The sequence below is a fragment of the Geodermatophilus amargosae genome (genome assembly GCF_041028265.1).
Classification (GTDB): Bacteria; Actinomycetota; Actinomycetes; order Mycobacteriales; family Geodermatophilaceae; genus Geodermatophilus; species Geodermatophilus amargosae_A.
Genome location: NZ_JABGCW010000007.1, coordinates 59316 through 81782 on the forward strand (window position 1 = coordinate 59316; position 22467 = coordinate 81782).

At 76.4% G+C, this 22467-nt stretch carries 19 protein-coding genes; 13 read left to right on the plus strand and 6 right to left on the minus strand.

Features of this window, described 5'->3' with window-relative positions:
* Positions 1–10: 10 nt before the first annotated feature.
* Positions 11–1522 (plus strand): carboxylesterase/lipase family protein, encoded by a 1512-nt coding sequence (locus HLV61_RS10535; RefSeq protein WP_369255075.1) that lies wholly within the window; start codon positions 11–13, stop codon positions 1520–1522.
* On the opposite strand, the gene HLV61_RS10540 is transcribed toward HLV61_RS10535, so the two are convergent.
* Positions 1519–2901 (minus strand): diacylglycerol/lipid kinase family protein, encoded by a 1383-nt coding sequence (locus HLV61_RS10540; protein WP_369255077.1) that lies wholly within the window; start codon positions 2899–2901, stop codon positions 1519–1521. The two genes, HLV61_RS10535 and HLV61_RS10540, sit on opposite strands and share 4 nt — an antisense overlap.
* Positions 2902–2988: 87 nt before the next feature.
* Positions 2989–3462, minus strand: coding sequence for a hypothetical protein (locus tag HLV61_RS10545; protein ID WP_369255079.1), 474 nt, complete (start codon positions 3460–3462; stop codon positions 2989–2991).
* Positions 3463–3601: 139 nt separating this feature from the next.
* On the opposite strand from HLV61_RS10545, the gene HLV61_RS10550 reads away from it, so the two are divergent.
* Genes HLV61_RS10550 through HLV61_RS10565 form a run of 4 tightly spaced genes read left to right on the plus strand, consistent with a single transcriptional unit; the run spans position 3602 to position 7098 of the window.
* A complete protein-coding gene (locus HLV61_RS10550) occupies positions 3602–3985 on the plus strand; it encodes a response regulator (protein WP_369255081.1) in 384 nt (127 codons plus the stop codon).
* Positions 3973–5739, plus strand: coding sequence for a sensor histidine kinase (locus tag HLV61_RS10555; protein ID WP_369255083.1), 1767 nt, complete (start codon positions 3973–3975; stop codon positions 5737–5739). The genes HLV61_RS10550 and HLV61_RS10555 overlap by 13 nt, the downstream gene beginning before the upstream one ends.
* Positions 5739–6374: a LuxR C-terminal-related transcriptional regulator gene (locus HLV61_RS10560; protein ID WP_369255085.1), complete on the plus strand. Its 636-nt coding sequence runs from the start codon at positions 5739–5741 to the stop codon at positions 6372–6374. The genes HLV61_RS10555 and HLV61_RS10560 overlap by 1 nt, the downstream gene beginning before the upstream one ends.
* A 10-nt stretch (positions 6375–6384) precedes the next feature.
* A complete protein-coding gene (locus HLV61_RS10565) occupies positions 6385–7098 on the plus strand; it encodes a CPBP family intramembrane glutamic endopeptidase (RefSeq protein WP_369255087.1) in 714 nt (237 codons plus the stop codon).
* Positions 7099–7114: 16 nt separating this feature from the next.
* Here HLV61_RS10565 and HLV61_RS10570 read toward each other — a convergent pair whose 3' ends face one another.
* Both HLV61_RS10570 and HLV61_RS10575 read right to left on the minus strand, forming a co-directional pair.
* A complete protein-coding gene (locus HLV61_RS10570) occupies positions 7115–8848 on the minus strand; it encodes an alpha/beta hydrolase (protein ID WP_369255089.1) in 1734 nt (577 codons plus the stop codon).
* A 14-nt stretch (positions 8849–8862) separates the two neighbouring features.
* Entirely contained in the window at positions 8863–9699 is an 837-nt protein-coding gene (locus HLV61_RS10575) for a CPBP family intramembrane glutamic endopeptidase (RefSeq protein ID WP_369255091.1), read from the minus strand.
* 399 nt (positions 9700–10098) lie between these two features.
* Between HLV61_RS10575 and HLV61_RS10580 the strand changes: the two genes are divergently transcribed.
* Together HLV61_RS10580 and HLV61_RS10585 are read left to right on the plus strand one after the other, a co-directional pair.
* Positions 10099–12243 (plus strand): DEAD/DEAH box helicase, encoded by a 2145-nt coding sequence (locus tag HLV61_RS10580; protein WP_369255093.1) that lies wholly within the window; start codon positions 10099–10101, stop codon positions 12241–12243.
* Between the two features lie 611 nt (positions 12244–12854).
* Complete coding sequence (locus HLV61_RS10585; RefSeq protein WP_369255095.1) at positions 12855–13901, plus strand: heparan-alpha-glucosaminide N-acetyltransferase domain-containing protein; 1047 nt, start codon at positions 12855–12857, stop codon at positions 13899–13901.
* 34 nt (positions 13902–13935) lie between these two features.
* Here HLV61_RS10585 and HLV61_RS10590 read toward each other — a convergent pair whose 3' ends face one another.
* Positions 13936–14832 carry a polysaccharide deacetylase family protein gene (locus HLV61_RS10590; protein ID WP_369255097.1) on the minus strand — a complete coding sequence of 299 codons (897 nt, stop codon included), beginning with the start codon at positions 14830–14832 and terminating at the stop codon, positions 13936–13938.
* 224 nt (positions 14833–15056) lie between these two features.
* Here HLV61_RS10590 and HLV61_RS10595 point away from each other — a divergent pair, with 224 nt between their 5' ends.
* From HLV61_RS10595 to HLV61_RS10620, 6 genes are read left to right on the plus strand one after another with little or no spacing between them, the layout of a single operon-like run.
* Positions 15057–16115 carry an ABC transporter substrate-binding protein gene (locus HLV61_RS10595; RefSeq protein ID WP_369255099.1) on the plus strand — a complete coding sequence of 353 codons (1059 nt, stop codon included), beginning with the start codon at positions 15057–15059 and terminating at the stop codon, positions 16113–16115.
* Between the two features lie 29 nt (positions 16116–16144).
* A complete protein-coding gene (locus HLV61_RS10600) occupies positions 16145–16981 on the plus strand; it encodes an ABC transporter ATP-binding protein (protein ID WP_369255101.1) in 837 nt (278 codons plus the stop codon).
* A complete protein-coding gene (locus tag HLV61_RS10605) occupies positions 16982–17767 on the plus strand; it encodes an ABC transporter permease (protein ID WP_369255103.1) in 786 nt (261 codons plus the stop codon).
* Between the two features lie 5 nt (positions 17768–17772).
* The gene (locus tag HLV61_RS10610) at positions 17773–18615 is read left to right on the plus strand and encodes an ABC transporter permease (protein ID WP_369255110.1); all 843 of its coding nucleotides are present in this window, start codon (positions 17773–17775) and stop codon (positions 18613–18615) included.
* 37 nt (positions 18616–18652) lie between these two features.
* The gene (locus HLV61_RS10615; RefSeq protein ID WP_369255105.1) at positions 18653–19699 is read left to right on the plus strand and encodes an isopenicillin N synthase family dioxygenase; all 1047 of its coding nucleotides are present in this window, start codon (positions 18653–18655) and stop codon (positions 19697–19699) included.
* A 29-nt stretch (positions 19700–19728) separates the two neighbouring features.
* Positions 19729–20133, plus strand: coding sequence for a hypothetical protein (locus HLV61_RS10620; protein ID WP_369255107.1), 405 nt, complete (start codon positions 19729–19731; stop codon positions 20131–20133).
* Between the two features lie 1383 nt (positions 20134–21516).
* On the opposite strand, the gene HLV61_RS10625 is transcribed toward HLV61_RS10620, so the two are convergent.
* On the minus strand, positions 21517–22131 hold the full coding sequence (locus HLV61_RS10625) for a hypothetical protein (protein WP_369255108.1): 615 nt from the start codon (positions 22129–22131) through the stop codon (positions 21517–21519).
* Between the last annotated feature and the right edge of the window lie 336 nt (positions 22132–22467).

Consider the following 22467-nt stretch of genomic DNA (forward strand, 5'->3'; position numbering starts at 1 on the left):
GGTCCGCGGTGTGACCACGACCACACCGACGGTCCGGACCTCAGCCGGGCCGGTGCAGGGCACCAGCCGCGACGGCGTACACGCCTTCCTCGGCATCCCGTTCGCCGCGCCGCCCTTCGGCCCGCGGCGCTTCGGCGCGCCCGAGGCGCCCGAGCCGTGGGACGGGGTCCGCCCGGCGACCGGGTACGGGCCGACCGCACCCAAGCCGCCCTACGCGCCGCCCTACGACGTGCTGCTGCCCGAGCCGCAGATCCCGGGCGAGGACTGCCTCAACCTCAACGTCTGGACCCCCGACCCGGGCGCCTCCGGGTTGCCGGTGTTCGTGTGGATCCACGGCGGCGCCTTCGTCAACGGCTCCAACGCGGTGCCGGTGTACGACGGCACGGCCTTCGCCCGCGACGGCGTCGTGTGCGTGAGCGTCAACTACCGGCTCGGCGCCGACGGGTTCGCGCACTTCGCCGACGACGGCCCGCCCAACCGCGGCCTGCTCGACCAGGTGGCCGCGCTGCGGTGGGTGCAGGAGAACGTCGCCGCGTTCGGTGGCGACCCGGCGCGGGTCACCGTCGGCGGCGAGTCCGCTGGTGGGATGAGCGTGGGCTCGCTGCTGGCGATGCCGTCGGCACGGGGGCTGTTCGGCCGGGCGGTGCTGCAGAGCGGCGCCGGCCACCACGCGCTGACCCCGGCGACGGCGACCCGGATCTGCGGCTACCTCGCCGAGCGGCTGGCCGTGCCGCCGACGCGGGAGGCGCTGGCCGCCGTCCCGGTCCCCGACCTGATCGCCGCCCAGCAGGGGCTGGCCGCGGAGATCGCGGTCATGCCCGACCCCGCGCGCTTCGGCGAGGTGGCGGCCAACCTCCTGGCCTTCGAGCCGGTGGTCGACGGCGAGGTGCTGCCCGACCTGCCGATCCGGGCGGTCGCGGGCGGGTCGGCGGGGGACGTCGCCGTGCTCGTGGGCGCCAACCGCGACGAGCAGCGGCTGTTCCTCGTGCCCAACGGCGTGGTCGACATGGTCACCGACCAGCTGCTGGAGCTGGCCGTCGGCGGGTACGGCCTCCCGGTCGGCCGGGCGCTCGAGGTCTACCGCGCGTCCCGTCCCGGGGCGACGCCCGGGGAGCTGCTGGCCGACGTCGCCACCGACTGGTTCTTCCGGCTGCCGGCGATCCGCCTGGCCGAGGCGGTGACCCAGCAGGCAGGGGCCGCCGGCGGGCGGGCGTGGGTGTACGAGTTCTCCTGGCCCTCGCCGCAGTTCGGCGGCCGCCTCGGTGCCTGCCACGCCCTCGAGATCGGCTTCACCTTCGACACGCTGGCGCACGAGGCGCACGGGGTGCTGACCGGTGGCGTCGCCCCGCAGGAGCTCGCCGACGCGATGCACGGCGCGTGGGTCCGCTTCATCACCGACGGCGACCCGGGCTGGGCGCCGTACGACGTGCAGCGGCGGCCCGTGCAGGACTTCGGCGCGCAGGTCCGGCTGGTCGAGGACCCGCGCGGCGCCGAGCGCTCGCTCTGGGAGGGGATCCGCTAGGCGGGCTCGCCCTCGGGCGGCGGGACCCGGGGCGGGAGCTGGCGGGGGTCACCGCCCGCGGCGATGCGGGCCAGGGCCCGCAGGGCCGCCAGCGCGCCCACCGGCTCGATCGCCGATGGCGAGGCGCCGGGGTGGTGCGGCGCGATGCGGACCCGGAGGGCGGCCGGCCGCACCCGGAAGGTCACCGGCGGCTCGAGCACGGCCGCCTCGCCGTCGATGCCCGCCGGGACGGGCGCCGGCGCGTCGACGCGGAACTCGGGGGTCTCCCACTGGCGCAGGGGACGCCGCCGCCGCCGGGTGCGGCGGTCGGGCGGGTCGACCACCGTCACGCCCAGCAGGCCCTGGTCGACGGCCGGCCGGGTGCCCGCCCCGGCCGCCCCGGCCAGGCGGTACTGGTTGTTCCCCACCAGGATCACCGCCGCACCCCGCATGGTGCGGCCGCCCGGGGTGGTCCAGGTGAGGTCCCGGGTCCCGCCCTGCGCGCCCAGGGAGCGCGGCACCGTGTCGAGGAGGGTCCGCACCTTCGCCGCGCGGTACCCGTCCCGCGCGACGGCCTCGGCGTACACGCCCAGCGAGACGTTGTCGACGAAGACCCGGCCGTTCACCTCGGCGAGGTCGACGACCCGCTCCCGGCCGTCGAGGAGGGCGTCGAGCGCTCCCACCACGTCGGACCGGTCCACGCCGAGGTCGACGGCGAAGTGGTTGCGCGTCCCCGCGGGGATGCACGCGTAGGGGATCCCGGCGTCGGCGGCGAGCGCGGCCACCACCGCCTGTGAGCCGTCCCCGCCGGCCATGCCGACGGCGTCGGCACCGGCGTCCAGCGCGGTCCGCACCAGCGCCGCCAGGTCCTCGCCCGGTTGCAGCTCCAGCACGTCGATGCCCCGGTCGCCGGCGGCCGCGGCCAGTCCGGCGCGGCCGGCCCGGCCGTCCCCCGAGCGCGGGTTGACGACGACGACCGGCCGCCGGGGCCGCTCCGCTGCCGGGAGCTCCACGTCCGGCCGGAAGGCCGAGCGGGCGGCCGCGTGCCAGACGACGGCGCCGAGCCCGAGCAGGAGGAGGGTGCGCAGGTAGCCCTCGTCGACGAGCAGGAGGACGCCGCCGGCCAGGGCCGCACCGGCCACGACGAGGCCGGCGACCCGGCCCCACCCGCGGCGAAGCACCCCTTCCCACGCACCCGCCGCGACCAGCGCGCCGCAGCCGAGCAGGAGCACGCCCCGGGGGAAGTCGTGGAGAGCCGCCTGCACGCTGAGCACCGCCACCCACGCCGCGGCGGCCAGGGCCACGACGGCGGCCGTGCGGCGCCGGCGCCGGCGCCGCGCACGGGTGGTGGCGTCGCGCATCCGCGGGATCCGGCGGAGCGTGCGCTGGGGACCGGACATCGACGGCCGCCTCTCCCGTGCGGGGCTCCTCGGAGGGTCAGTGTGGCGCTCCTGCCGGGCAGGCGTGTCCCCGCGGGCAGCGCCGCCCTAGATCCCGCACTCGTCGCGGAGGTAGCCGTCCACGGAGTCGCTCACCTCGGTGAGGTCGCCCTCGGCCCGGTCGAGCGCCTCCAGCGACCCGAGGTCGGTGACGTCCACCTGGCCGAAGGCGTCGGCCATGCGGTCGAGGCCGGCCGCCATCGCGGTCCAGTCCGAGGCGATGGCGGCCGGGGGCTCGATGCCGCGCAGGTCGGCCGCGATCCGGCGGAACGCCTCGGTCAGCGACGGGTCGTCCTCGCCGTCGGCCAGGGCCGCGTCCACCCGCTCGTCGATGCCGGCGGCCTGCGAGCAGAAGTCGGCGACGTCCTCGCCGGCCGCTCCCTCCGCGCCCTGCTCCGCCGCGGACGTCGCCGCGGGGGCGGCGTCGGGACTCCCGCCGCCGCACGCGGTCAGCAGGACGACGGCGGCCGCGCCACCCGCGCCGGCGCGGATCAGGTGGACGGTGCGCACGGTGCGGGACATGACTGCCTCCGGGCTCGGGCGGGATGTGACCGGTCCGAGGGTCCGCCGGAGGTCCCCTCCCGCGTCAGCGGGCTGCCCCCGGGACGGGTACGGGGCTGACCCCGTGTTGGGCGCCGGGAGGCGCTGCGAGGCTCGTCCCGTGACACCGCGGGTGGTGATCGTCGACGACCACGCCCCCTTCCGGTCGCTGGCCCGCCGGCTGCTCGTCGCGGGCGGTCTCTCGGTCGTGGGCGAGGCGGCCGACGGCGCGGGTGCCCTCGCCGCGGTCCGCGCCCTCGCGCCCGACGTCGTCCTGCTCGACGTCCAGCTTCCCGACCTCGACGGCTTCGCCGTCGCCGAGGTGCTCGCCGGGGAGCCGGACGCGCCCGCGGTCGTCCTCGTCTCGAGCCGGGCGCTGCTGGACTACGGCTCCCGCGTGGCCGCCAGCACGGCGCGCGGGTTCATCGCCAAGGCCGACCTCAGCAGCGAGACACTGCTGCACGTGATCCGCGGACCAGGACGGCCGGTCCCGTGCAGCGGCTGAGGCCCCGCACGCGCGCCACGCTGGCCACCGCCGGGGCCGCCGCCGGTGTGGCGGCGGCCGCCGCACTGGTGTGGGGCGGCTACCAGGTGCCCGCCGACCTGCTGGCACCGACGCTCGTGCTGGACCTCGCCGTCGGCTGGTCCTTCATCGGGGTGGGGCTGGTGGCGTGGACGCGCCGCCCGGACAGCCGGACCGGACTGCTCATGGTCGTGCTGGGGTTCGCCTGGTTCGCCCGCTCCGCCGTGGCCGTCGACACCCGGACCGGTTTCGTGGTGGGCGTCCTGGTCGGCTCGGTGCACCTCAGCGTCCTGGTGCACCTGCTGGCGACCTTCCCCGGCGGGCGCGTGCAGGACCGCGGCCAGCGGGTGCTGGTGACGGTCGGCTACCTGCTCTCCGCGCCGCTGGACGCGGCCTTCCTCTTCGTCTTCGGGGCCCAGCGGCAGCTGGGGGAGGGCCCGCCGCCCAACGGCCTGGTCATCGCGCCGAGCAACGGGGAGTTCGACCCCTCCGGCGTCGACCTGGCCGTGCAGGGCGTGGTCGTCGTGCTGCTGGGGTCCCTGCTCGCGACGGTGTTCACGCGGTGGCGCTCGGCCGGCCCGGCGCAGCGCCGCAGCCTCACCCCCGGCGCGGTGGGCGCGGCGCTGATCGTCGTCACGATCCTCGTCGAGCGGACGGCGGTCCTGCTGCTCATCCCGCCGGCCGTGGGGGTCGCGCTCGCCTGGTCGGCCGAGGTCGTGCTGGTCGTGTGGCCGCTGGCGCTGCTCCTGGGGCTGCTGCGCAGCCAGCTCGACCGCTCGGCGGTCAGCCGCCTCATCGTGGAGCTCGGCGCCGGGCTGCCGGTGCCGGAGCGGCTGCGCAGCGCCCTGGCCGCCACGCTGCACGACCCGTCACTGGAGCTGGCCTACTGGCTGCCGGAGCGCCGCGCCTTCGTCGACCCCGCCGGCGCCCCCGTCCGGGTCGCCCCCGCCCGCGACCGGGCGATGACCTACCTCGAGCGCGACGGCGAGCAGATCGCGGTGCTGGTGCACGACCCGGTGCTCGCGGCGGAGCCGGAGCTCGTGGCGGCGGTCGCGGCCGGCGCCGGACTGGCGGTGGAGAACGACCGGCTGCACGCCGAGGTCCGCAGCCAGCTGCGGGAGGTGCAGGCGTCGAGGGCGCGGATCGTCGAGGCGGCCGACGGGGCGCGCCGGCGGGTGGAGCGCGACCTGCACGACGGCGCCCAGCAGCGGCTGGTCACCGTGGCCCTGGCCCTGCGGCTGGCGCACACCCAGCTGGACACCGCCAGCAGGGCGGAGCTCGCGGCCCTGCTCGACGAGGCGGGCGCGGAGCTGGCCGGCGCCCTCGACGAGCTGCGGGAGCTGGCCCGGGGCATCTACCCCGTCCTGCTGACCGACGCCGGCCTCGGCCCCGCCCTGGAGTCGCTCGCCGAGCGTTGCCCGGTGCCCGCCGTGGTCGCCGCGGTGCCCGCCCGGCGGTGGGCCGAGGCGGTCGAGCAGACCTGCTACTTCGTGGTGTCCGAGGCGCTGGCGAACGCGGCCAAGCACGCGGGGGCCGCGCGGGTCGTCGTCGAGGTGCGGGAGACCACCGGCGGCCTCCGGGTGGAGGTCTGCGACGACGGCGCGGGCGGGGCCGACGCGAGCGGATCGGGTCTGCGCGGGCTGGCCGACCGGGTGGCCACGCTCGGCGGGGAGCTGACGGTGCGCAGTCCGCGGGGCGGCGGCACCCGGGTGATCGCGACGGTCCCGTGCGCGTGATGGTCGCCGACGACGCGGCGCTGTTCCGGGCGGGCATCTCGCGGCTGCTCGCCGACGCCGGGTTCGACGTCACCGCGCAGGTCGGGGACGCCGACGCGCTCCTCGACGCCGCGGACCGCGATCCCCCTGACGCCGTCGTCGTCGACATCCGGATGCCGCCCACCCACACCACCGAGGGGCTGGAGGCCGCGCGGCTGCTCGCCGAGCGCCACCCCGGCACCGGCGTGCTGGTGCTGTCGGCCCACGTCGAGCCGCACTACGCGATGCAGCTGGTCGAGTCGGGCGCCACCGGGACGGGGTACCTGCTCAAGGAGCGCGTCGCCGATGCCGGGGAGCTCGCCGACGCCGTCCGCCGGGTGGCTGCCGGGGGAGTGGTGATCGACCCGGGCGTCGTCGCGCAGCTGGTCGGCCGCCGCCGGGTGCGCGATCCGCTCGAGTCGCTGTCGGACCGCGAGCGCGAGGTCCTGGCAGTGATGGCGGAGGGCCGGTCCAACCAGGCGATCTGCGAGCGGCTGTTCCTCAGCCCCAAGACGGTCGAGGCCTACGTGCACAACGTGTTCACCAAGCTGGACCTGCACCAGGCGGCCGACGCCAACCGGCGGGTGCTGGCCGTCCTCGCCTACCTGCGCGCCTGAGGACCCGCCGGTGGACGACCCGGCGGCCCCGCGGTGGCCCGCACGTGCGACCGCGGGGCTCTGCGTCGTGCTCCTCGCGTGGAACACCCTGGTCGTGCCCGCCCTCCCGGGGCGTCCCGCCTCCGCGGTGGCCGCGAACGTGGCGGCCACCGGGGTGCTGCTCGCCGGCGCCCGGTGGTCGGGGCTGACCTGGGCCGAGCTCGGTCTCGCCCGGCGCCGGCTGCCCGCCGGGGCGCGGTGGGGCGGGGCGTGCGCGGCGCTGGTCCTCGCCGCGTACGGGGTCGCCCTCGCCGTCCCCGCGCTGCGGCCGCTGCTGGCCGACGCGCGGGCTGGAGGGCTGGACGGCCCGGCGGTCGCGGTCCGGGCGCTGGTGCGGGTGCCGCTGGGCACCGTCCTCTGGGAGGAGGTCGCCTTCCGGGGCGTGCTGCTGGCCGCGGCCTGCCGCCTGCTCCCGCTCCGGGCCGCCGTGGCCCTGTCGTGCGCGGTGTTCGGCCTCTGGCACGTCCGTCCCGCGCTCGGCGGCCTCGCCGCGAACGACCTCGCCGGGGGCCCGGTCGCGACCGGCGCGGCCGTCCTGCTGACCGTCCTGTGGACGGCGGTCGCCGGTCTGCTGTTCGCCTGGCTGCGGCTGCGCAGCGGCAGCCTGCTCGCCCCCGTGCTGCTGCACCTGGCGACCAACTCCCTCGGCGTGCTGGCCGCCGCTGCGGCCACCCGGGGCGGGTGAGGACCGGCGACGCCGGTCACGAGCCCGCCTCGAGGAGGTCGCGCAGCTGCCCGGCCCGCCCGGCGTCCCAGCCCGGCGGCTGGAGGACCTGCGCCCAGGCGTCGACGTACTGCGACGTGTAGACGTGCCCGTGCCCGTCGGGGACGTTGCCGGCGAACGGGAGGTCGGCCGTCACCTGCCAGAACGTGACGAACGGGATCCACCGCATCGCGTCGACGACGTCGTCGCCCCGCTGCTCCTCCAGCCAGGTCGGGCGGGCGTAGGCCAGCTCCGGGGTCCACCACACCACGGGGTCGGAGGGGTGCAGCAGGTAGAGCACGCGCGGGCCGTCCCACGGCTCGCCGGGAGGCGCGACGTCCCCGCCCGGGTCGTCGGTGAAGCGGACCGTGCGGCCGTCCCGGTACACCGGCTCGATCTCGGGGCTGCCCTCGTCCCGGTCGTCGACGAAGTCCCGGAACAGCGTGTTGAACTCCGGCGGGCCCGCGAACACCGCACCGGCGGTCCGGTTGCGCAGGTCGTACTCGCCGCTGAACGCGGTCTCGGCGCCGAAGGACCCCAGGCTCTCGCCCGCCACGACCAGGCGGGGCCGGTCGTCGAGCGGCAGCCGGTTCCACCGGTCGTACACGGCGTCGAAGAGCTCCCGGCCGGCCTCGCGGGCCCGCTCGCTGTCGACCAGGTAGGAGACGAACGACGGGAGGTAGGAGTACTGGATCGCCACCGCGGCGCTGTCCCCGCCGGTCAGGTACTCGACGGAGTCCACGGTCCCCGGGTCGACCCAGCCCGACCCGGTGGTGGTGACGACGACCAGCAGCCCGCGGTCGAGGCCGCCGGCGCGCTCGAGGTCGTCGACGGCGAGGCGGGCGCGCAGCTCGGCGGTGGGCGCGGAGTCCAGGCCGGCGTAGGCGCGCACCGGCTGTGCGGCGGGCGCCCCGGTGAACGCGGTGATCTCGGCGGCCGACGGCCCGCCGGCCACGAACGTGCGGCCCTCGCGGCCGAGCGAGTCCCAGCCGACCAGGGATCCCGGTCCTCCCGACCGCTCGGCCGCCGTGGGCCGGACGACGCCGGCGTCGGTGCGGTCGTCGCGGACGGAGAAGGCCGCGTCCGCCGCCGCGACCAGCCGGTCGAGCACCACCCCGTTGAGCAGGAGGACCGAGCCGACCGCGACGACGGCCCAGCCGAGCGCCCGTGCCGCGCGGGCGCCGATCCACCGGTCGAGCAGCAGCGCGATCCAGCCGCAGAGGCGCCGCACCGCGCGGGCTCCCGCGACCAGCACGACGAAGACGGCGCCGGCGACCAGCGGCACCACCAGCACGGACAGCGCGCTGTCGGCGGGCGCGTCCATGAGCTCCCGGATGCGCGCCTGCCAGTAGCGGCCGTAGGCGGTGGCCGCGACGAAGGCGACGAGCGCGACCCCGCCGAGGACGAGCCAGGAGCGCCGCCGGGTCGGCCGCACGTCCCGGTCCACGACCGCCCGCCAGGCCGCGGCCGCCAGGACGCCGACGGCGTAGCCGGAGGCCGCGGTGATCCCGCTGATCAGGCCCTGGGTGAGCCCGGTCCGCGGCAGCAGCGACGGGGTGAGCGACACGCAGAGGAGGACCAGCGCCCCCGCGAGGCCGGGCAGCGTGTACCGGAAGGGGCGCCGGCGCGGTCGTCGCCGCACCGACCGCCGTACGCGCTGCGGCCGGTCCTCGGGGACCGGGTCGACGCCGGCGTCCCGCTCCCGCACCGGGAGTGCTCCTGGGGACCTCATCACCCGCCTCCTCCTCAGCGACCGGCGCCGGCGGGCTCGGTGTCGGGCTCGGTGCCGGGCTCGGTGTCGACGGCCGACGCCGGCGCCCGGTGCCAGGCCGCGCGGTCGAGCACGACCACGGCCACGGCCGCGACGACGAGGACGGCGAAGTAGACGGAGGCGGCGAGGTCCTCGTCCGCGCTGTCGAAGCCGAGCATGCCGAAGGTGAACGCACCCTGGCTCGCGTGGAAGAGCATCGCCAGGAGCAGGCTGCCGCCGGTGCGGTCGAACACCCAGACGTAGAGCACGGTGATCACGACGGTCGAGGGGATCCCGATCCAGCCGAGGTTCCCGAGCGCGACCAGCGGGAGGTGCCAGCCGGCGGTCAGGACGCCCAGCACACCGGCCGCTGCCAGCGGGGACAGCCGGTCCTGCAGGTGGGGCAGGGCGTAGCCGCGGAAGCCGGGCTCCTCGCCGAGTGCGCTGTCAGTGGGGTTGACCATCCGCAGCGCCAGCACGAGCGCGACGTCGCCCCAGACGACCGACGACAGGTCCGGTGCGGGGGCGCCGAGCCAGGAGGAGACGACCCCCGTCACCAGCACCATCAGCACGGGCAGGCCGAGCGCGACGACGTACCAGGCCCAGCCGACCCGCCACCGGACGAGTCGCGAGCCGAGCGCCCGGAAGCCGCGCCGGCCGTCGGCGAGCGGGATGACGACGAGCGCCGCGACGAGCGGGCCGCCGGGGAAGAACGGCGTCCCCAGCGACATCCCGGCCGCGTCGAACGCCCAGGGCGTCCACGACACCAGGTAGGCGAGCACGAAGAAGCTGGTCAACCGGTGCTGTCGCACCCAGGACACGGTGCTCGACATGGGGACCTCCGTCGGGGGAGAGGGGAACGGGACCGAGACTCCGCGCGGGAGCCGGGGCCCGGCCAGCGGGCAGCCCCTCGACCGGCATGGGGGCTGACCCTGCAGTCCGCTCGCGGTCCGGACCGGCGGGCTACGATGGGGGGAGCACCGGCTCCGAGCCGTGCACCGCTGGGCCGACGACGGGGTGCCCTGTGCGGTGGGCCCGCCGGCCGTCGACCGGTCGCTCCGCGGTCTCGCGGATGCGGGTCCCGCCGCATCGGCCCCGCCTGATCCGGACGCGCGGGCCCCGGCCTGCGAGCCCCTCCGGGTGTCCGCCGCGCGGTGCCCCCGGCCGGTCGCCGGACGGTGCGCAGCGTCCCCGACGGGGAACCGTGCCGTGCAGTCAGAGGAGAGGTGTTCGTGGCTCGACCAGGCCGACGCCCGACGGGCGCGCGCCGCAGCGCCCCGCGGAACGCGCGGCGCGACCAGGAGGACCTCATCTCGGTGCTCGCCCGCACCGTCCGCGAGGTCGAGGCGGCCGCCGAGCGCGGCCGGGTGACGCCGTCGGTGCGCACCCGCTTCCAGGTCGTCGCGCTGCTGCTGCGCGAGGAGCACGCCCGGGTGCGCGCGGACGAGGGCGGCAGCGACCCCCGCCGCGCCGAGCAGCTCAAGCGCCTCGACGGCGTCGCGACGATCCTCGCGAAGACCGCCGTCCGTGACGCCGGGCTCCTCGCCCTGCTGTCCGAGGACGCCGTCGTCTCCGACGCGGCGCGGGCCCTGCGGCAGGACGTGCTGCGGTCCGTCGGGCTCGAGTCGCCCCCCGAGGAGGCCCCGCCGGCCGAGCCGGCGCCCGCGGCGCCCGCCCCCGAGCGGGTCGTGCCCCAGTCGGTCATCTCGCGGCAACTGGCCAACCCCTTCCTCGCCCCCGACTTCTCCGCCGCCCGGCCCAGCGCACCCCGTCCTCAGCGCCTCGCCGGGTGGGAGCTGCTCGGCCCGCTCCTGCGGTCCTTCGAGCGGGCCGGCGGCGGGGACCCGGCGGGCATGGCGCTACCGACGCCGTCCTCGCGGCAGGCCGTGGGCGGCCGCGAGCTCATGCCGCACCAGGCGCAACTGATCGCCGCCGCGGCGTCGGGCCACCGCACCTTCCTGCTCGCCGACGAGCCGGGCCTGGGCAAGACCGCGCAGGCGCTGCTGTCCGCGGAGGCGGCCGGCGCCTATCCGCTGCTCGTCGTCGTGCCGAACGTCGTCAAGACCAACTGGGCGCGGGAGGCCGGCCTCTGGACGCCGCACCGCCCGGCCACGGTGATCCACGGCAACGGCGACACGATCGACGGCTTCGCCGACATCGTCGTCGTCAACTACGAGGTGCTCGACCGCCACGTCGGGTGGCTCGGCGACTTCGGCTTCCGCGGGATGGTCGTCGACGAGGCGCACTTCATCAAGAACCGGACGTCGCAGCGGTCCCAGCACGTCCTGGAGCTCTCGCAGCGCCTCCGCTCGCGCACGACGCGGCCGCTGCTCATGGCCCTCACCGGGACGCCGCTGATCAACGACATCGACGACTTCCGGGCCATCTGGCAGTTCCTCGGCTGGATCGACGAGACCAAGCCGCTCGGGGAGCTGATGGAGGCGCTGGAGGGCACCGGCCTGACCCCCGCCGACCCCGGCTTCTACGCCGCGGCCCGCCGGTGCGTGGTGGACATGGGCATCGTCCGGCGCCGCAAGGTCGACGTCGCCGCGGACATCCCCGCCCGCCGCATCGCCGACCTCCCCGTCGAGCTGGAGGGCGCGGCCGGCCGGTCGATCCGGGCCGCCGAGCGCGACCTCGCCCGCCGGATGGTGGCGCAGTACGAGCGCGCGCTGGCCAACCGCGGGTCCGGTGCGCCCGCCGACGGCATCGACCTCGACCTGGCGCGCCGGGTGGCCCGCTCGGAGCAGAAGGAGGCGGCCACCGCGGCGTCCGGCGAGAACGTGTTCACGATGATGCGGCGCATCGGCCAGGCCAAGGCGGGGCTGGCCGCGGACTACGCGGCGCAGCTGGCCCGCAGCGCCGGCAAGGTGGTCTTCTTCGCCAAGCACGTCGACGTGATGGACGCCGCCGAGGACGTCTTCACCCGGCAGGGCGTCCGGTTCTCCTCGATCCGCGGGGACCAGACGTCGCGGTCGAGGCAGGAGAACATCGACGCGTTCGTCAACGACCCCGGCGTCGCCGTCGCGGTCTGCTCGCTCACCGCCGCCGGCGTGGGCATCAACCTGCAGGTCGCCTCCGACATCGTGCTCGCCGAGCTGTCGTGGACCGACGCCGAGCAGACCCAGGCGATCGACCGCAGCCACCGCATCGGCCAGACCGAGCCGGTCACCGCGTGGCGGATCATCGCGGCGCAGACCATCGACGCACGGATCGCCGAGCTGATCGACAGCAAGGCGGGGCTGGCCGCCCGGGCGCTCGACGGGTCGGACGAGGAGGTCGGGTCCTCGGCCGACGTCCAGCTCGAGGCGCTGGTCGCGCTGCTGACCGATGCGCTGGCGGAGTCCGCGTCGTCGGGAGCGCCGGCCGTCTCCTGACGAGGCGGCACGTCGTCCCGCCCCCACGGCCCCCGCGTCCCCCTGCCTGCCGCCCGCCTCTCGGCACACTGCGGACGTCAGGGGCTCCCCGCGGGAACGGACGGGACCATGACGCAGGAGTCGGCGCCCCCCTCGGGGGTCGGGGCCGCAGTCGGCGAGCGAGGACTTCAGCGACCTCCCGGCGGCGTGGGACGCCCCCTCCACCTACTGGTTCACCGGAGGCGTCGACGCGGACCGCTACGACCGGGCCGCGCGCGACGGGCGGGTCTTCCAGGACGTCCCCGGCGACCACTCGGCCGCCTTCGCGCCGGTCGTGCAGCCGACGCCGGACACCGGCACCGAGGCGCTCGTGGTCGCTGCCCTGGCCTGGCTGGCCGCCTGACCGCTCCGGGCCGACGGCACGGGCACGCAGGGCGTTCAGCGCACCGTTGAGGGCGAAGGCGAACGTGCCGACGAGGTCGAGGACCAGCAGCGCGGTGGTGGCCGTGGTGGCGGGTCGCTCCCGCCTGCAGCCTGCTCGGGGGCGGCGCGGCCGGAACGGCGACCACGCCTGCACGGGTGGTGTCCTCCGACCGCGCCGACGGGTCCCCGTGCGGCCCTAGCGTGGGGGTGTGACGCGCCGTCCGGGAACACCGCGCGGGGACACCGTGGCGCCCGGGCGGGAGGCGTCGACGCGGCCCCGGCTGCGCTCGGTCGACGTGCTGCGCGGTCTGGCCGTCGCCGGGATGCTGCTCGTCGACAACCGCGGCAACGACGCGATCCCCGCCCAGCTGGAGCACGTGCCGTGGAACGGGGTGCACGTCGCCGACGTCGTCTTCCCGGTCTTCCTGCTGGTCGTGGGCGTGTCGATCCCGTTCTCCCGGCGGGCGGACCGGCCGCGCGCGGCGCTGCGGCGGGCCGTTCTGCTCGCCGTCCTGGGCTGGCTGGTGGTGGCGGCCAAGTACGGGTCCCTCACCGCCGGGGCGGGCGTGCTCGGCCACGTCGCCGGCGCCTACCTGCTGTGCTGGCTGCTGCTCCGGCTGCCCCGCCCGGCGCAGGTGGCCGCCGCCGCCGGGGTGCTGGCCGTGCTGTCCGTGCTCACCGTCGCCGGCGGTGCCGACCCCGACCGGTCCTGGGGGCACGCCCTCGACGCCGCGCTCGGCCTGCGCTTCTCCGCCGAGGCGCCGCACGGCTTCCCGGGCAGCGCGGTCACCGTCTTCCTCGGCGTGCTCGCCGGGCGGGCGCTGCACTCGGGGCCGGGGCGGGCCGCGCTGACCCGGCTGACCGCGGGCGGTGCCGCGCTGCTGGTCACCGGGCTGGCGCTCGCGCCGGTGGTGCCGCTGAACAAGCGGCTGTGGTCGCCGTCGTTCGTCCTGGTCACCGGCGGGATCGCGCTGCTGGCGCTGGCCCTGCTGCACCTGGTCGTCGACGGGCGCGGGGTGGTGCGGCCGTTCCGGCTCTTCGAGGTGATGGGGATCGAGGCGATCGTCGCGTTCGTGACCTCCGAGGTCGTCTTCCGGTCCGTCCTGTCGCACGCGGTGCAGCCGGCGGTCGACGGATGGGTGACCTCGGTGGCCGGGGCGGTCGTCTCCGCCTGGCTCTACCCGCTGCTGTCGGTGGGCGCGATCTGGGCGGTCTGCGCCGCCCTGTTGCGCCGCGGGCTGGTCGTCCGGATCTGAGACGCGCTCCGTTCCCGTCCGGCGCCGGAGGCGCTCAGTTCCCGTCCTGCGCCGGCGGCGCGCTGCCCCCGATCGGCTCGGGCACGCTGCGCTCGAGCAGCCGGTTGGCGCTGATCAGGGCGATCCCGCGGTCGGCGATCTGCTGCAGCGCCGACGGCAGCGCCCGCACCTCCAGCTCCCGCCGCTCGGCGAGGGCGACGGCGAAGGCGGCGTCCGGGTCGAACGTGCCCCGGCCGATGCCGTCGTGCAGTCCCAGGACGTCTCCGGCCGCGACCGTCTGCCCCATGTAGTCCTCGATCTCGGCGACCTCCTTCTTGTCCCCGGGCCCGCGGGTGACCGACCAGATGAAGGTGTCGTAGCCGAGCTCGGCGGCGATGCGCAGCGCGTAGCCGGTCAGTTCCCCGCGCGGCGGCCGGAAGCTGGTGAACGGCTGCCCCAGCAGGGCCTCGATCTCGTCCTTGCAGCGCACCAGCTCCTCGCGGGTCTCGTGCTGGGTGAGCGTGGTGAGGTCGCGGTGGTCCCAGGTGTGGTTGCCGATCTCGTGCCCGGCGGCCACCACGTCGCGCAGCACGTCGGGGTGCCGGACGCCGTTCCAGCCCATGACGTTGAAGGTCGCGGTCAGGCCCGCCCGGTCCAGCGCGTCCAGGATGCGCGGGGTGTACTCCGGCGTCGGCCCGTCGTCGAAGGTGATCGCCGCGACCGGCTCGGTGACCGTGGTGTTCCAGACCACCCGTCTGGTGCCCAGCCGGGCCACCCCCTCGCCCTCGTCCGCCGCACCCCCGGCCTCGAGGAAGCGCTGCTCGGCGCGCGCGGTCGCCCGGCGCCGGACCGCGTCGTCCTCACCCGCGACGAGGACTCCGCCGGCGGCGCCCACCGCCACCCCGGCCGCGCCCGCGCCGGCGCCGAGCAGGAACCCTCGTCTCGTCGTCATGAGGAGGTCCTAGACCCCCGGGCGGGGGACGGGGAAGCCCCTGCGGGACCGGGAGCCGGCGTGGCCCTCCGGTGGTCCCCGTCACGGGGACGTGCATTAACCGACCCGAAACGCCGGGGGTCGGAGCGCGAAACGACCCGCTCCTAGGTTTCCGCCCAGCCGCACGCCGGGACGGCGGACCCCACCGCGCTGGGCGACGAGCGCAGCCGAGATACGGAGACCCGATGACCTTCCGCTTCCGCGCCGTGCGCGCCGGAGCCCTGCTGAGCGCCGTCGCCCTGCTGCTGCCCGCGTGCGGGTCCGGCGACGACGAGTCGGCCGCCGCCGGCGGCGGGGACGCCGGCCTCGGCGACCTCACGCTGCAGCTGTCCTGGATCAAGAACGCCGAGTTCGCCGGTGAGTTCTTCGCCGACACCAACGGCCACTACGAGGACGCCGGGTTCAGCTCGGTGACGATGGACCCCGGTCCGGGCGCCATCGAGACCCTCGTGGCCACGGAGGACGCCGACTTCGGCCTGAGCAACGCCGTCTCCACCGCCCAGGTCATCGCCGAGGAGGACGCCCCGCTGCGGATCGTCGGCACCAAGTTCCAGAAGAACCCCTTCACCATCCTGTCGCTCGCCGACGGGGGGGACATCGCGACGCCGCAGGACCTGGTCGGCAAGCGCATCGGCGTGCAGGCCGGTGGCAACGAGACCCTGTTCGACGCGCTGCTGGAGGTGAACGGCATCGACCCGGCCAGCGTGGAGAAGGTCCCGGTCGAGTACGACCCCGCCCCGCTCATCGACGGCGAGGTCGACGGCTTCCTGGCCTACCTGACCAACGAGTCGATCACCGTGCAGGCCCAGGGCATCGAGGTCACCAACCTGCCCTTCGCCGACAACGGGCTGCCGTTCGCCGCCGAGTCGGTCATCACCACCGAGCGGATGATCGCCGAGGAGCCCGAGCGGGTGATGGCGTTCCTGGAGGCCGAGATCCGCGGCTGGCAGGACGCCCTGGCCGACCCCGCCGAGGGCGCGCGGCTGGCGGTCGAGGAGTACGGCGCGGACCTGCAGCTCGACATGGCCAAGGAGCTCGAGCAGTCCGAGGTGCAGACCGGGCTGATCGTCACGCCCGACGTCGAGGCCAACGGCCTGTTCACCGTCTCCGACGAGCTGATCGAGCAGAACATGGCCACCCTCGCGGCCGCCGGCATCGACATCGAGGCCGAGGACCTCTTCGACCTGTCGCTGCTCGAGCAGCTGCTCGAGGAGAAGCCCGAGCTCACCGAGCTCCCCTCCTGACCGGACCGGACCCGCACGAGAGGCAGTCCATGACCGACGTCGTCCCGACGTCGACGCGCGCCGGTGCGGGGGGAGCGGCCTCCCTCGGCACCGGCGTGCGGATCGACTCGCTGACCAAGACCTTCCGGGTCGGCCGCCGCACGGTGCAGGCCCTGGAGGACGCCACCCTGTGGACCGACAAGGGCAGCTTCCTGTCCCTGCTCGGCCCCTCGGGTTGCGGCAAGTCCACGATCCTGCGGATCCTCGCGGGCCTGGAGGAGCCGACGTCCGGGACGGCGCTGGTCGAGGGCCGCACGCCGCTGCAGCTGCGCCGCGACCACGAGCTCGGGATCGCCTTCCAGGACTCCGCGCTGCTGCCGTGGCGGTCGGTGCTGTCCAACGTCCGGCTGCCGTTCGAGGTGTCGGGCCGCGAGCCGGACGACGCGCTCGTGGCCGAGATGATCAGGCTGGTCGGGCTGGAGGGCTTCGAGAAGGCCAAGCCGGCGCAGCTGTCCGGCGGCATGCGCCAGCGGGTCTCGATCGCCCGCGCGCTGGTGGTCAGGCCGTCGGTGCTGCTGCTCGACGAGCCCTTCGGCGCCCTCGACGACATGACCCGGCAGCGGCTGAACGTCGAGCTGCTGCGGATCTGGACGGAGAAGCCGGCGACGACGCTCATGGTCACCCACGGCATCTCCGAGGCGGTCTTCCTGTCCGACCGGGTCGCGGTGATGAGCACGCGCCCCGGACGGGTGCAGGAGGTCATCGACGTGGACCTGCCGCGGCCGCGGACGCCGGACCTGATGCGCACCCCGGAGTTCCACGCCCTGCACGACCGGGCCTCGGAGCTGCTCTTCGACGGCGCGGCCGCCGCGCCGGGGGAGGACTGAGTGCACCTCTCCCATGAGTCGGTCCGCTCGCTGCGCACCGGCGTCCTCGGCATCGCCGCGCTCGTCGCCCTGTGGTGGCTGGCCGCCGTCACCGTGCTGTCCGGCGCCCGGATCCCCACCCCTGACGGCGTCCTCACCACCGCGGTCGACGACGGCTTCGGGTTCTACGCGCTGCACTTCGGGATGACGCTGCAGGAGGCCGCGGTCGGGTTCGGGTACGGCACCCTCGCCGGCCTCGTCGTCGCCTCGCTCGTGCTGCTGCTGCCGGTCGCCGAGCGGGTGCTCACGCAGGTCGCGGTGCTGAGCTACTGCGTGCCGCTGGTGGCGATCGCGCCGGTGCTGTTCATCGTCATCGGCAACCCCGACGAGGGGCAGCGGTCGGGCACCGCCACCGCCCTGGCCGCCCTGGCGGTCTTCTTCCCCACCGTCGTCGGCACGGTGCTCGGGCTGCGCTCCGCCGACCGCGCGTGCCTGGACGTGGTGCGCGTCTTCGGCGGCGGCCGGGTGCGTCAGCTGGGAACGGTGCAGCTGGTCGCGGCGCTGCCCTCGATCCTCGCCGCCCTGCGGATCGGCGCGCCCGCGGCGTTCCTCGGCGCCATCCTCGGCGAGTACGTCGGGGGAGTGCAGCGCGGCGTCGCGCTCGTCCTCAAGATCGCCCAGCAGAACGTCGACGTCGAGCAGGCCTGGGCGGTCGGGATCGGCTGCGCGCTGGTGGCCGGCGCCTTCTACGCCCTGTTCGGCCTGGTCGGCCGGCTGGTCACGCCGTGGTCGCGGGGGACGGCGTGAGCGCGATGCTGCCCGGTGCCGACGAGGTGGCCGCGCCGGTCGCCGGCCGGACCGGCTCGCTGCTGCGGGCGGTGCTCCGCCAGGTCGCCACCACGCTGCTGGTGATCGGCGTGGTGGCGCTGCTGTGGATCGCCGCGCTGCGCATCTGGGACGTCTCGCCCTACGTCGGCAAGACCCCGGCGGAGGTGTGGACCACCCTCGTCGGCGACGACGACTCCGCCGAGCTGCGCGCCGAGGTCTGGGCGCTGCTGCAGCAGACCCTGACCGACGCCGCCGTCGGCTTCGCCGCCGGCATGCTGACGGCGGTCGTGCTGGCGGCGGTCGTCGTCCGGTCGAAGGCGCTCGAGGGCGCGGTGATGCCGGTGGCGCTGGTGCTGCAGACCGTCCCGCTCATCGCGCTGGCGCCGATCCTGATCCTGCTCGTGGGCCGGGGCTACGGCGTCGTCGCCCTCATGAGCGCGATCGTCGTGCTGTTCCCGGCGCTGGTGAACATCGTGACCGGCCTGCGCTCGGTCACCCCGCAGATGCGCGACCTGGTGCTCGTCTACGGCGGGTCGCCGTCGACCGTGCTGCTCAAGGTCGGCTTCCCCTCCGCCCTGCCCGCGCTGTTCGCCTCGGTGCGGATCGCGGTGCCCGGCGCGCTCACCGGCGCGCTGCTGGCCGAGTGGCTGGCCACCGGCAAGGGCATCGGCTACGCCGTCGTCTCCGCGGCCAACCGCTCCCAGAACGCGCGCGTCTGGGCGCTGGTCGTCGTCGTCAGCCTCACCGCGCTGCTGCTGTACCTCGTCGCCCAGCTGGTGGAGACCGCCGTCCTCAGCCGGTTCGGCCGACCGGGGAGTGCCCGGTGAGCGCCGCCCCGACCCGCGACGCCGTGGAGGACCTCGCATGAGCACGCCGTTCACCGTCCCGACCGTCGACATCGCGTCCTACGTCGGGGCCGGCACCGCGGAGGAGCGCGCGGCGGCGGCCGCGGCGTTCGACGAGGCGGCCCGCACCGTGGGCTTCGTCCAGGTGGTCGGCCACGGGGTCCCGACCGCCGTCACGGACGCCTTCGCCGCCGCCCTCGACGAGTTCTTCGCCCTCCCGCTGGAGGTGAAGGAGCGGTACCGGACGCCGCCTGCGGTCAACCGCGGCTACGCACCGCCGAAGACGGAGTCGCTGAGCCTGAGCCTGGGGCTCGCGCCGGCCAACCGGATGCACGACTTCTTCGAGGCGTTCAACGTGGGCGCCGCGGTCTCGGACTTCCCGGGCCTCGACCTGCCCGAGGCCGACTACCCGGAGAACGTCTGGCCGGCCGAGGCGCCGTCCTTCTGCGGCGCCGTCTCGGCGTACTCCGCCGAGGCCGCACGGGTGGCGCGCACCCTGACCACGCTGTTCGCCGACGCCCTCGGGCTGCCGCCGGGCTACTTCGAGCGCTCCACCGACCACAGCCTCGACGTGCTGCGGATGAACAACTACGCCCTCGAGCCCGGCGGGCTCGAGCTCGACGGGGACCTGACCGGCATGGGGGAGCACACCGACTACGGCATCGTCACGGTGCTCTGGGCCGACCAGGTCGCCGGCCTGCAGGTGCTCGGCCGCGACGGCGACTGGAACGACGTCATGCCGGCCGACGGCGCGCTGCTGGTCAACCTCGGCGACCTGATGGCGCGGTGGACCAACGAGCGCTGGACGTCGACCCTGCACCGGGTCAAGCCGCCGATCGTGGACGGCACCATCCGGCGGCGGCGCAGCGCGGCGTTCTTCCACGACGGCAACGTCGACGCCGTCATCGAGACCCTCCCGACCTGCGTCGGCGACGGGTCGCCGTACCCGCCGATCACCGTCGGGGAGCACCTCCGCGCCAAGCTCGCCGGCTCCCGGGCCGGGGTGGCCAACCCCGACGCCGACCGGGAGGCCGCGCGGGTGCTCGCGGCGCAGGGCGGCGCCTGAGGGCCCGGGAGGCCCTACGGTCCGGCGGCATGGTGTCGCGGACGACGCTCGTCGGGATCACGTCGGCGCAGCTGGCCGCCCAGGCGGCCGGCCACGTCGTCGCGCTGCGCCGGCGCCGGCACTTCGACGTCCCGTTCCTGACAGGGAGCCCGGAGCACCTGGTCCGGGACTGGCTGTGGTTCGGCACGGCCTACAGCGCGCCGCCGTACCTGCTCGGGCTCGAGGTCTGGGCCCTCGGCCGGCTGCTCCGCGGGCCCGACGACCGTGCCCGCTGGGTGCTGCGGTGGCTGGGCACCGGCCTGACCGCCGGTTACCTGAGCGAGCGGTGCAGCCGGATCCGGATCCGCCCCGGCGGCCTCGACCCGGTCGAGACGCCGGTCGTCGTGGTCGGCTGGGGCTGCGCGGCGGCGCTGGCCGTCCTCGCCCGCCGCTGAGCGTCGGCCGACGCGCTCCGGGGCACCCGCCGGGACCACGGCCGCCGGCCCAGCCGGTCGAGGAGCCGGCGGAGGGAGACGGACGGCCGGTGGCCGGCCGGGGCGGGCGCCGCCACGGCCGGCCGGTCGACCTCCGCCCGGAGTGCGGCCCGCCGCTCCTCCAGCGCCGCCACCGCGGAGAGCAGGGCGGCCCGGCGCGACCCGGCGTCCCGGTCCAGGCGCTCGCGGGCCGCGGCCGCCGCGTCGTCGGCCCGCCGCCGCTCGTCCCGCCCGGTGCCCAGCACGCGGAGGACGTCGTCGCGGGCCTGCAGCCGCGCGAGGTCCGCCTCGTCCCGGGCCCGCTGCCGGATCCGGTCGGCGTGCCCGGAAGCCCGCTGCTCGACCCGGCGGACCTCCTCGAGCCGCGCGGCGGCCTCCGCGCGGGCGTCCGCGACCGCCCGCTCGGCCTCTGCCGTCGTCTCGGCGACCCGGGCGGCGGCGTCGGCGAGCAGCCGCCCGGCCCGGCGATCGGCGTCGGCGAGGGCCGCCTGCGCGCGGGCGACCGTCCGCTCGGCCTCCACGGCGGCGGCCGTGCGGTCCGCCTCGGCCTCGGCCCGCAGGCCCTCGGCCTCGTCGGCCGCCGCGGCGAGCACCGACCCGATGCGGGACGACAGCCGGAGGGACTCCGCGCCTCCGCACGAGTGGGCGAGCAGCCGCCGGGCGTCCTCGAGGTCGGCGCGCGTCCGCAGGTGCCGCGTCAGGAGGTGCTCGCGCTCCCGGTCGGCGGTGGCCAGCTCCTCCTCGGCCCACCGGACGTAGGTGTCGACCTGGAAGCGGTCGTAGCCGGCCACCACCCGGCGGAACGCCGGCGCGGCCTCGAGGACCGTGGGCAGGTCGCCCGAGACGTGCGGGCGCCGGCGGTCGGTGTCGGTGTGCAGCTCGGTGGTCGTCATCCCTGCCTCCCTCCGCGGGACCGGTCCCGGGTGCCGGGACGCTAGGCGGGCGCGGGGAGGTCCGGCCCGGCGCCGCGGGGGGATCACCGGGTGGAGCGCGCCGGTCCGCCTGATCGGGTCCGGTAGCGGGCCGTCGATCGCTGAGCGTGACCCGCCCGGCCGGGTGGAACGCCCGCCACGGCGGCTCCGGGGTCCGCCCGGTGCTCCACCCTCCTCCCATGACACCCGATCCGGCCCTCCGCCCGGGGAGCATGACCGTCTCGCCGTGGGCCGGCTGGGAGGACGTCCTGACCGGGCTGCTGCTCCTGCTCCTGGTCGTGGCGGCGGGAGCCGCCGTCCTGCTGTGGAGCGCGTCGGTGCGGGCGAGCTCGAGCGGGCGCGCGGAGTGGCGGGCCGAGCTCGAGGCCCGGTCGGCCGGCCGACGGCAGCCGGGGACCGGAGCCGAGCGGCATCACCCCGGGGACGTCGGGCCCGGCCGCTCCCCGGAGGGCGCACCGTCCGGGGCGTGCCGACGGCGGACCAGCCACCAGGCGAGCGCGTAGCCGATCCCCGCCAGACCGGCGGCCGGTGCCCACAGCCAGCCGGAGGTGATCGCGCCGAGGCAGTTCCCCAGCACCGTCCGCTCCTCGTCCCGGGCCGCGCGCGACAGGGCCTCGGAGGCGGGACCCTGGACGTCCCCCCGCGCGACGGCCACGTCGGCGCCGCGCTGCCGGGCCTCGTCGCTCTCGAGGGCGCCTGCGGCCACCGCCGCGCTGGCGCGGCAGGTGCGCCCGGCGTCGGTCGCGGCGAGGGAGGCCTGGAGGACGGGCGCGAGGACGAGCGTGGCCGCGAGGGCGGCCACCGCCGACAGCGCCGCGAGCTCGGCCCGTGCACGGGGCGGAGGTGCCGTGCCCGCGGGCAGGCGGAAGAACGCCGCCAGCACCAGCAGCAGGGCGATCCCGGCGGCCGCGGCCAGCCAGTTCCACTCGCCCTGGCCCCCGAAGGTGAGCGCGACGACGGCGGCCAGCGCCGTGCCGAGGAGCGCCGCCCGGTCGACGTCCCGGTCGGTGCGGGCGTCCCCGCTCACCGGGCGGCGCCGGTACAGGGGTGCCGGGGACCGGGCTCGGGGCGACGTCCCGTTCCTCCTGCGGACAGCGGGGCGGAGGCCACGGCCGGCACCTCCGTCCGTCGGGACCCCGGCGAACCGGCTCCCGGTCATCTCACCGGAGCGGGGCCCGTGCGGGAAGTGCACGCCGGAGGGCGGGACGGTGCCGTCGCCGGGGTCACGCCCCCGCCCGGATCTGCGAGGATGCGCCGCGGGCCGACGACGGCCCCGTCGAGTGCCCGAGGTGTCCCATGGCCGACGTGCGATCCGGCGACGTGCGATCCGGCGACGTGCGATCCGGCGACGTGCGATCCGGCG

Bases quoted from the DNA above. Each gene is read 5' to 3' on its own strand.
- HLV61_RS10540 (WP_369255077.1), bottom strand. From the start codon at position 2,901: ATGTCCGGTCCCCAGCGCACGCTCCGCCGGATCCCGCGGATGCGCGAC.
- HLV61_RS10545 (WP_369255079.1), bottom strand. From the start codon at position 3,462: ATGTCCCGCACCGTGCGCACCGTCCACCTGATCCGCGCCGGCGCGGGT.
- HLV61_RS10560 (WP_369255085.1), top strand. From the start codon at position 5,739: ATGGTCGCCGACGACGCGGCGCTGTTCCGGGCGGGCATCTCGCGGCTG.
- HLV61_RS10570 (WP_369255089.1), bottom strand. From the start codon at position 8,848: ATGAGGTCCCCAGGAGCACTCCCGGTGCGGGAGCGGGACGCCGGCGTC.
- HLV61_RS10575 (WP_369255091.1), bottom strand. From the start codon at position 9,699: ATGTCGAGCACCGTGTCCTGGGTGCGACAGCACCGGTTGACCAGCTTC.
- HLV61_RS10590 (WP_369255097.1), bottom strand. From the start codon at position 14,832: ATGACGACGAGACGAGGGTTCCTGCTCGGCGCCGGCGCGGGCGCGGCC.
- HLV61_RS10595 (WP_369255099.1), top strand. From the start codon at position 15,057: ATGACCTTCCGCTTCCGCGCCGTGCGCGCCGGAGCCCTGCTGAGCGCC.
- HLV61_RS10600 (WP_369255101.1), top strand. From the start codon at position 16,145: ATGACCGACGTCGTCCCGACGTCGACGCGCGCCGGTGCGGGGGGAGCG.
- HLV61_RS10610 (WP_369255110.1), top strand. From the start codon at position 17,773: ATGCTGCCCGGTGCCGACGAGGTGGCCGCGCCGGTCGCCGGCCGGACC.
- HLV61_RS10615 (WP_369255105.1), top strand. From the start codon at position 18,653: ATGAGCACGCCGTTCACCGTCCCGACCGTCGACATCGCGTCCTACGTC.
- HLV61_RS10620 (WP_369255107.1), top strand. From the start codon at position 19,729: ATGGTGTCGCGGACGACGCTCGTCGGGATCACGTCGGCGCAGCTGGCC.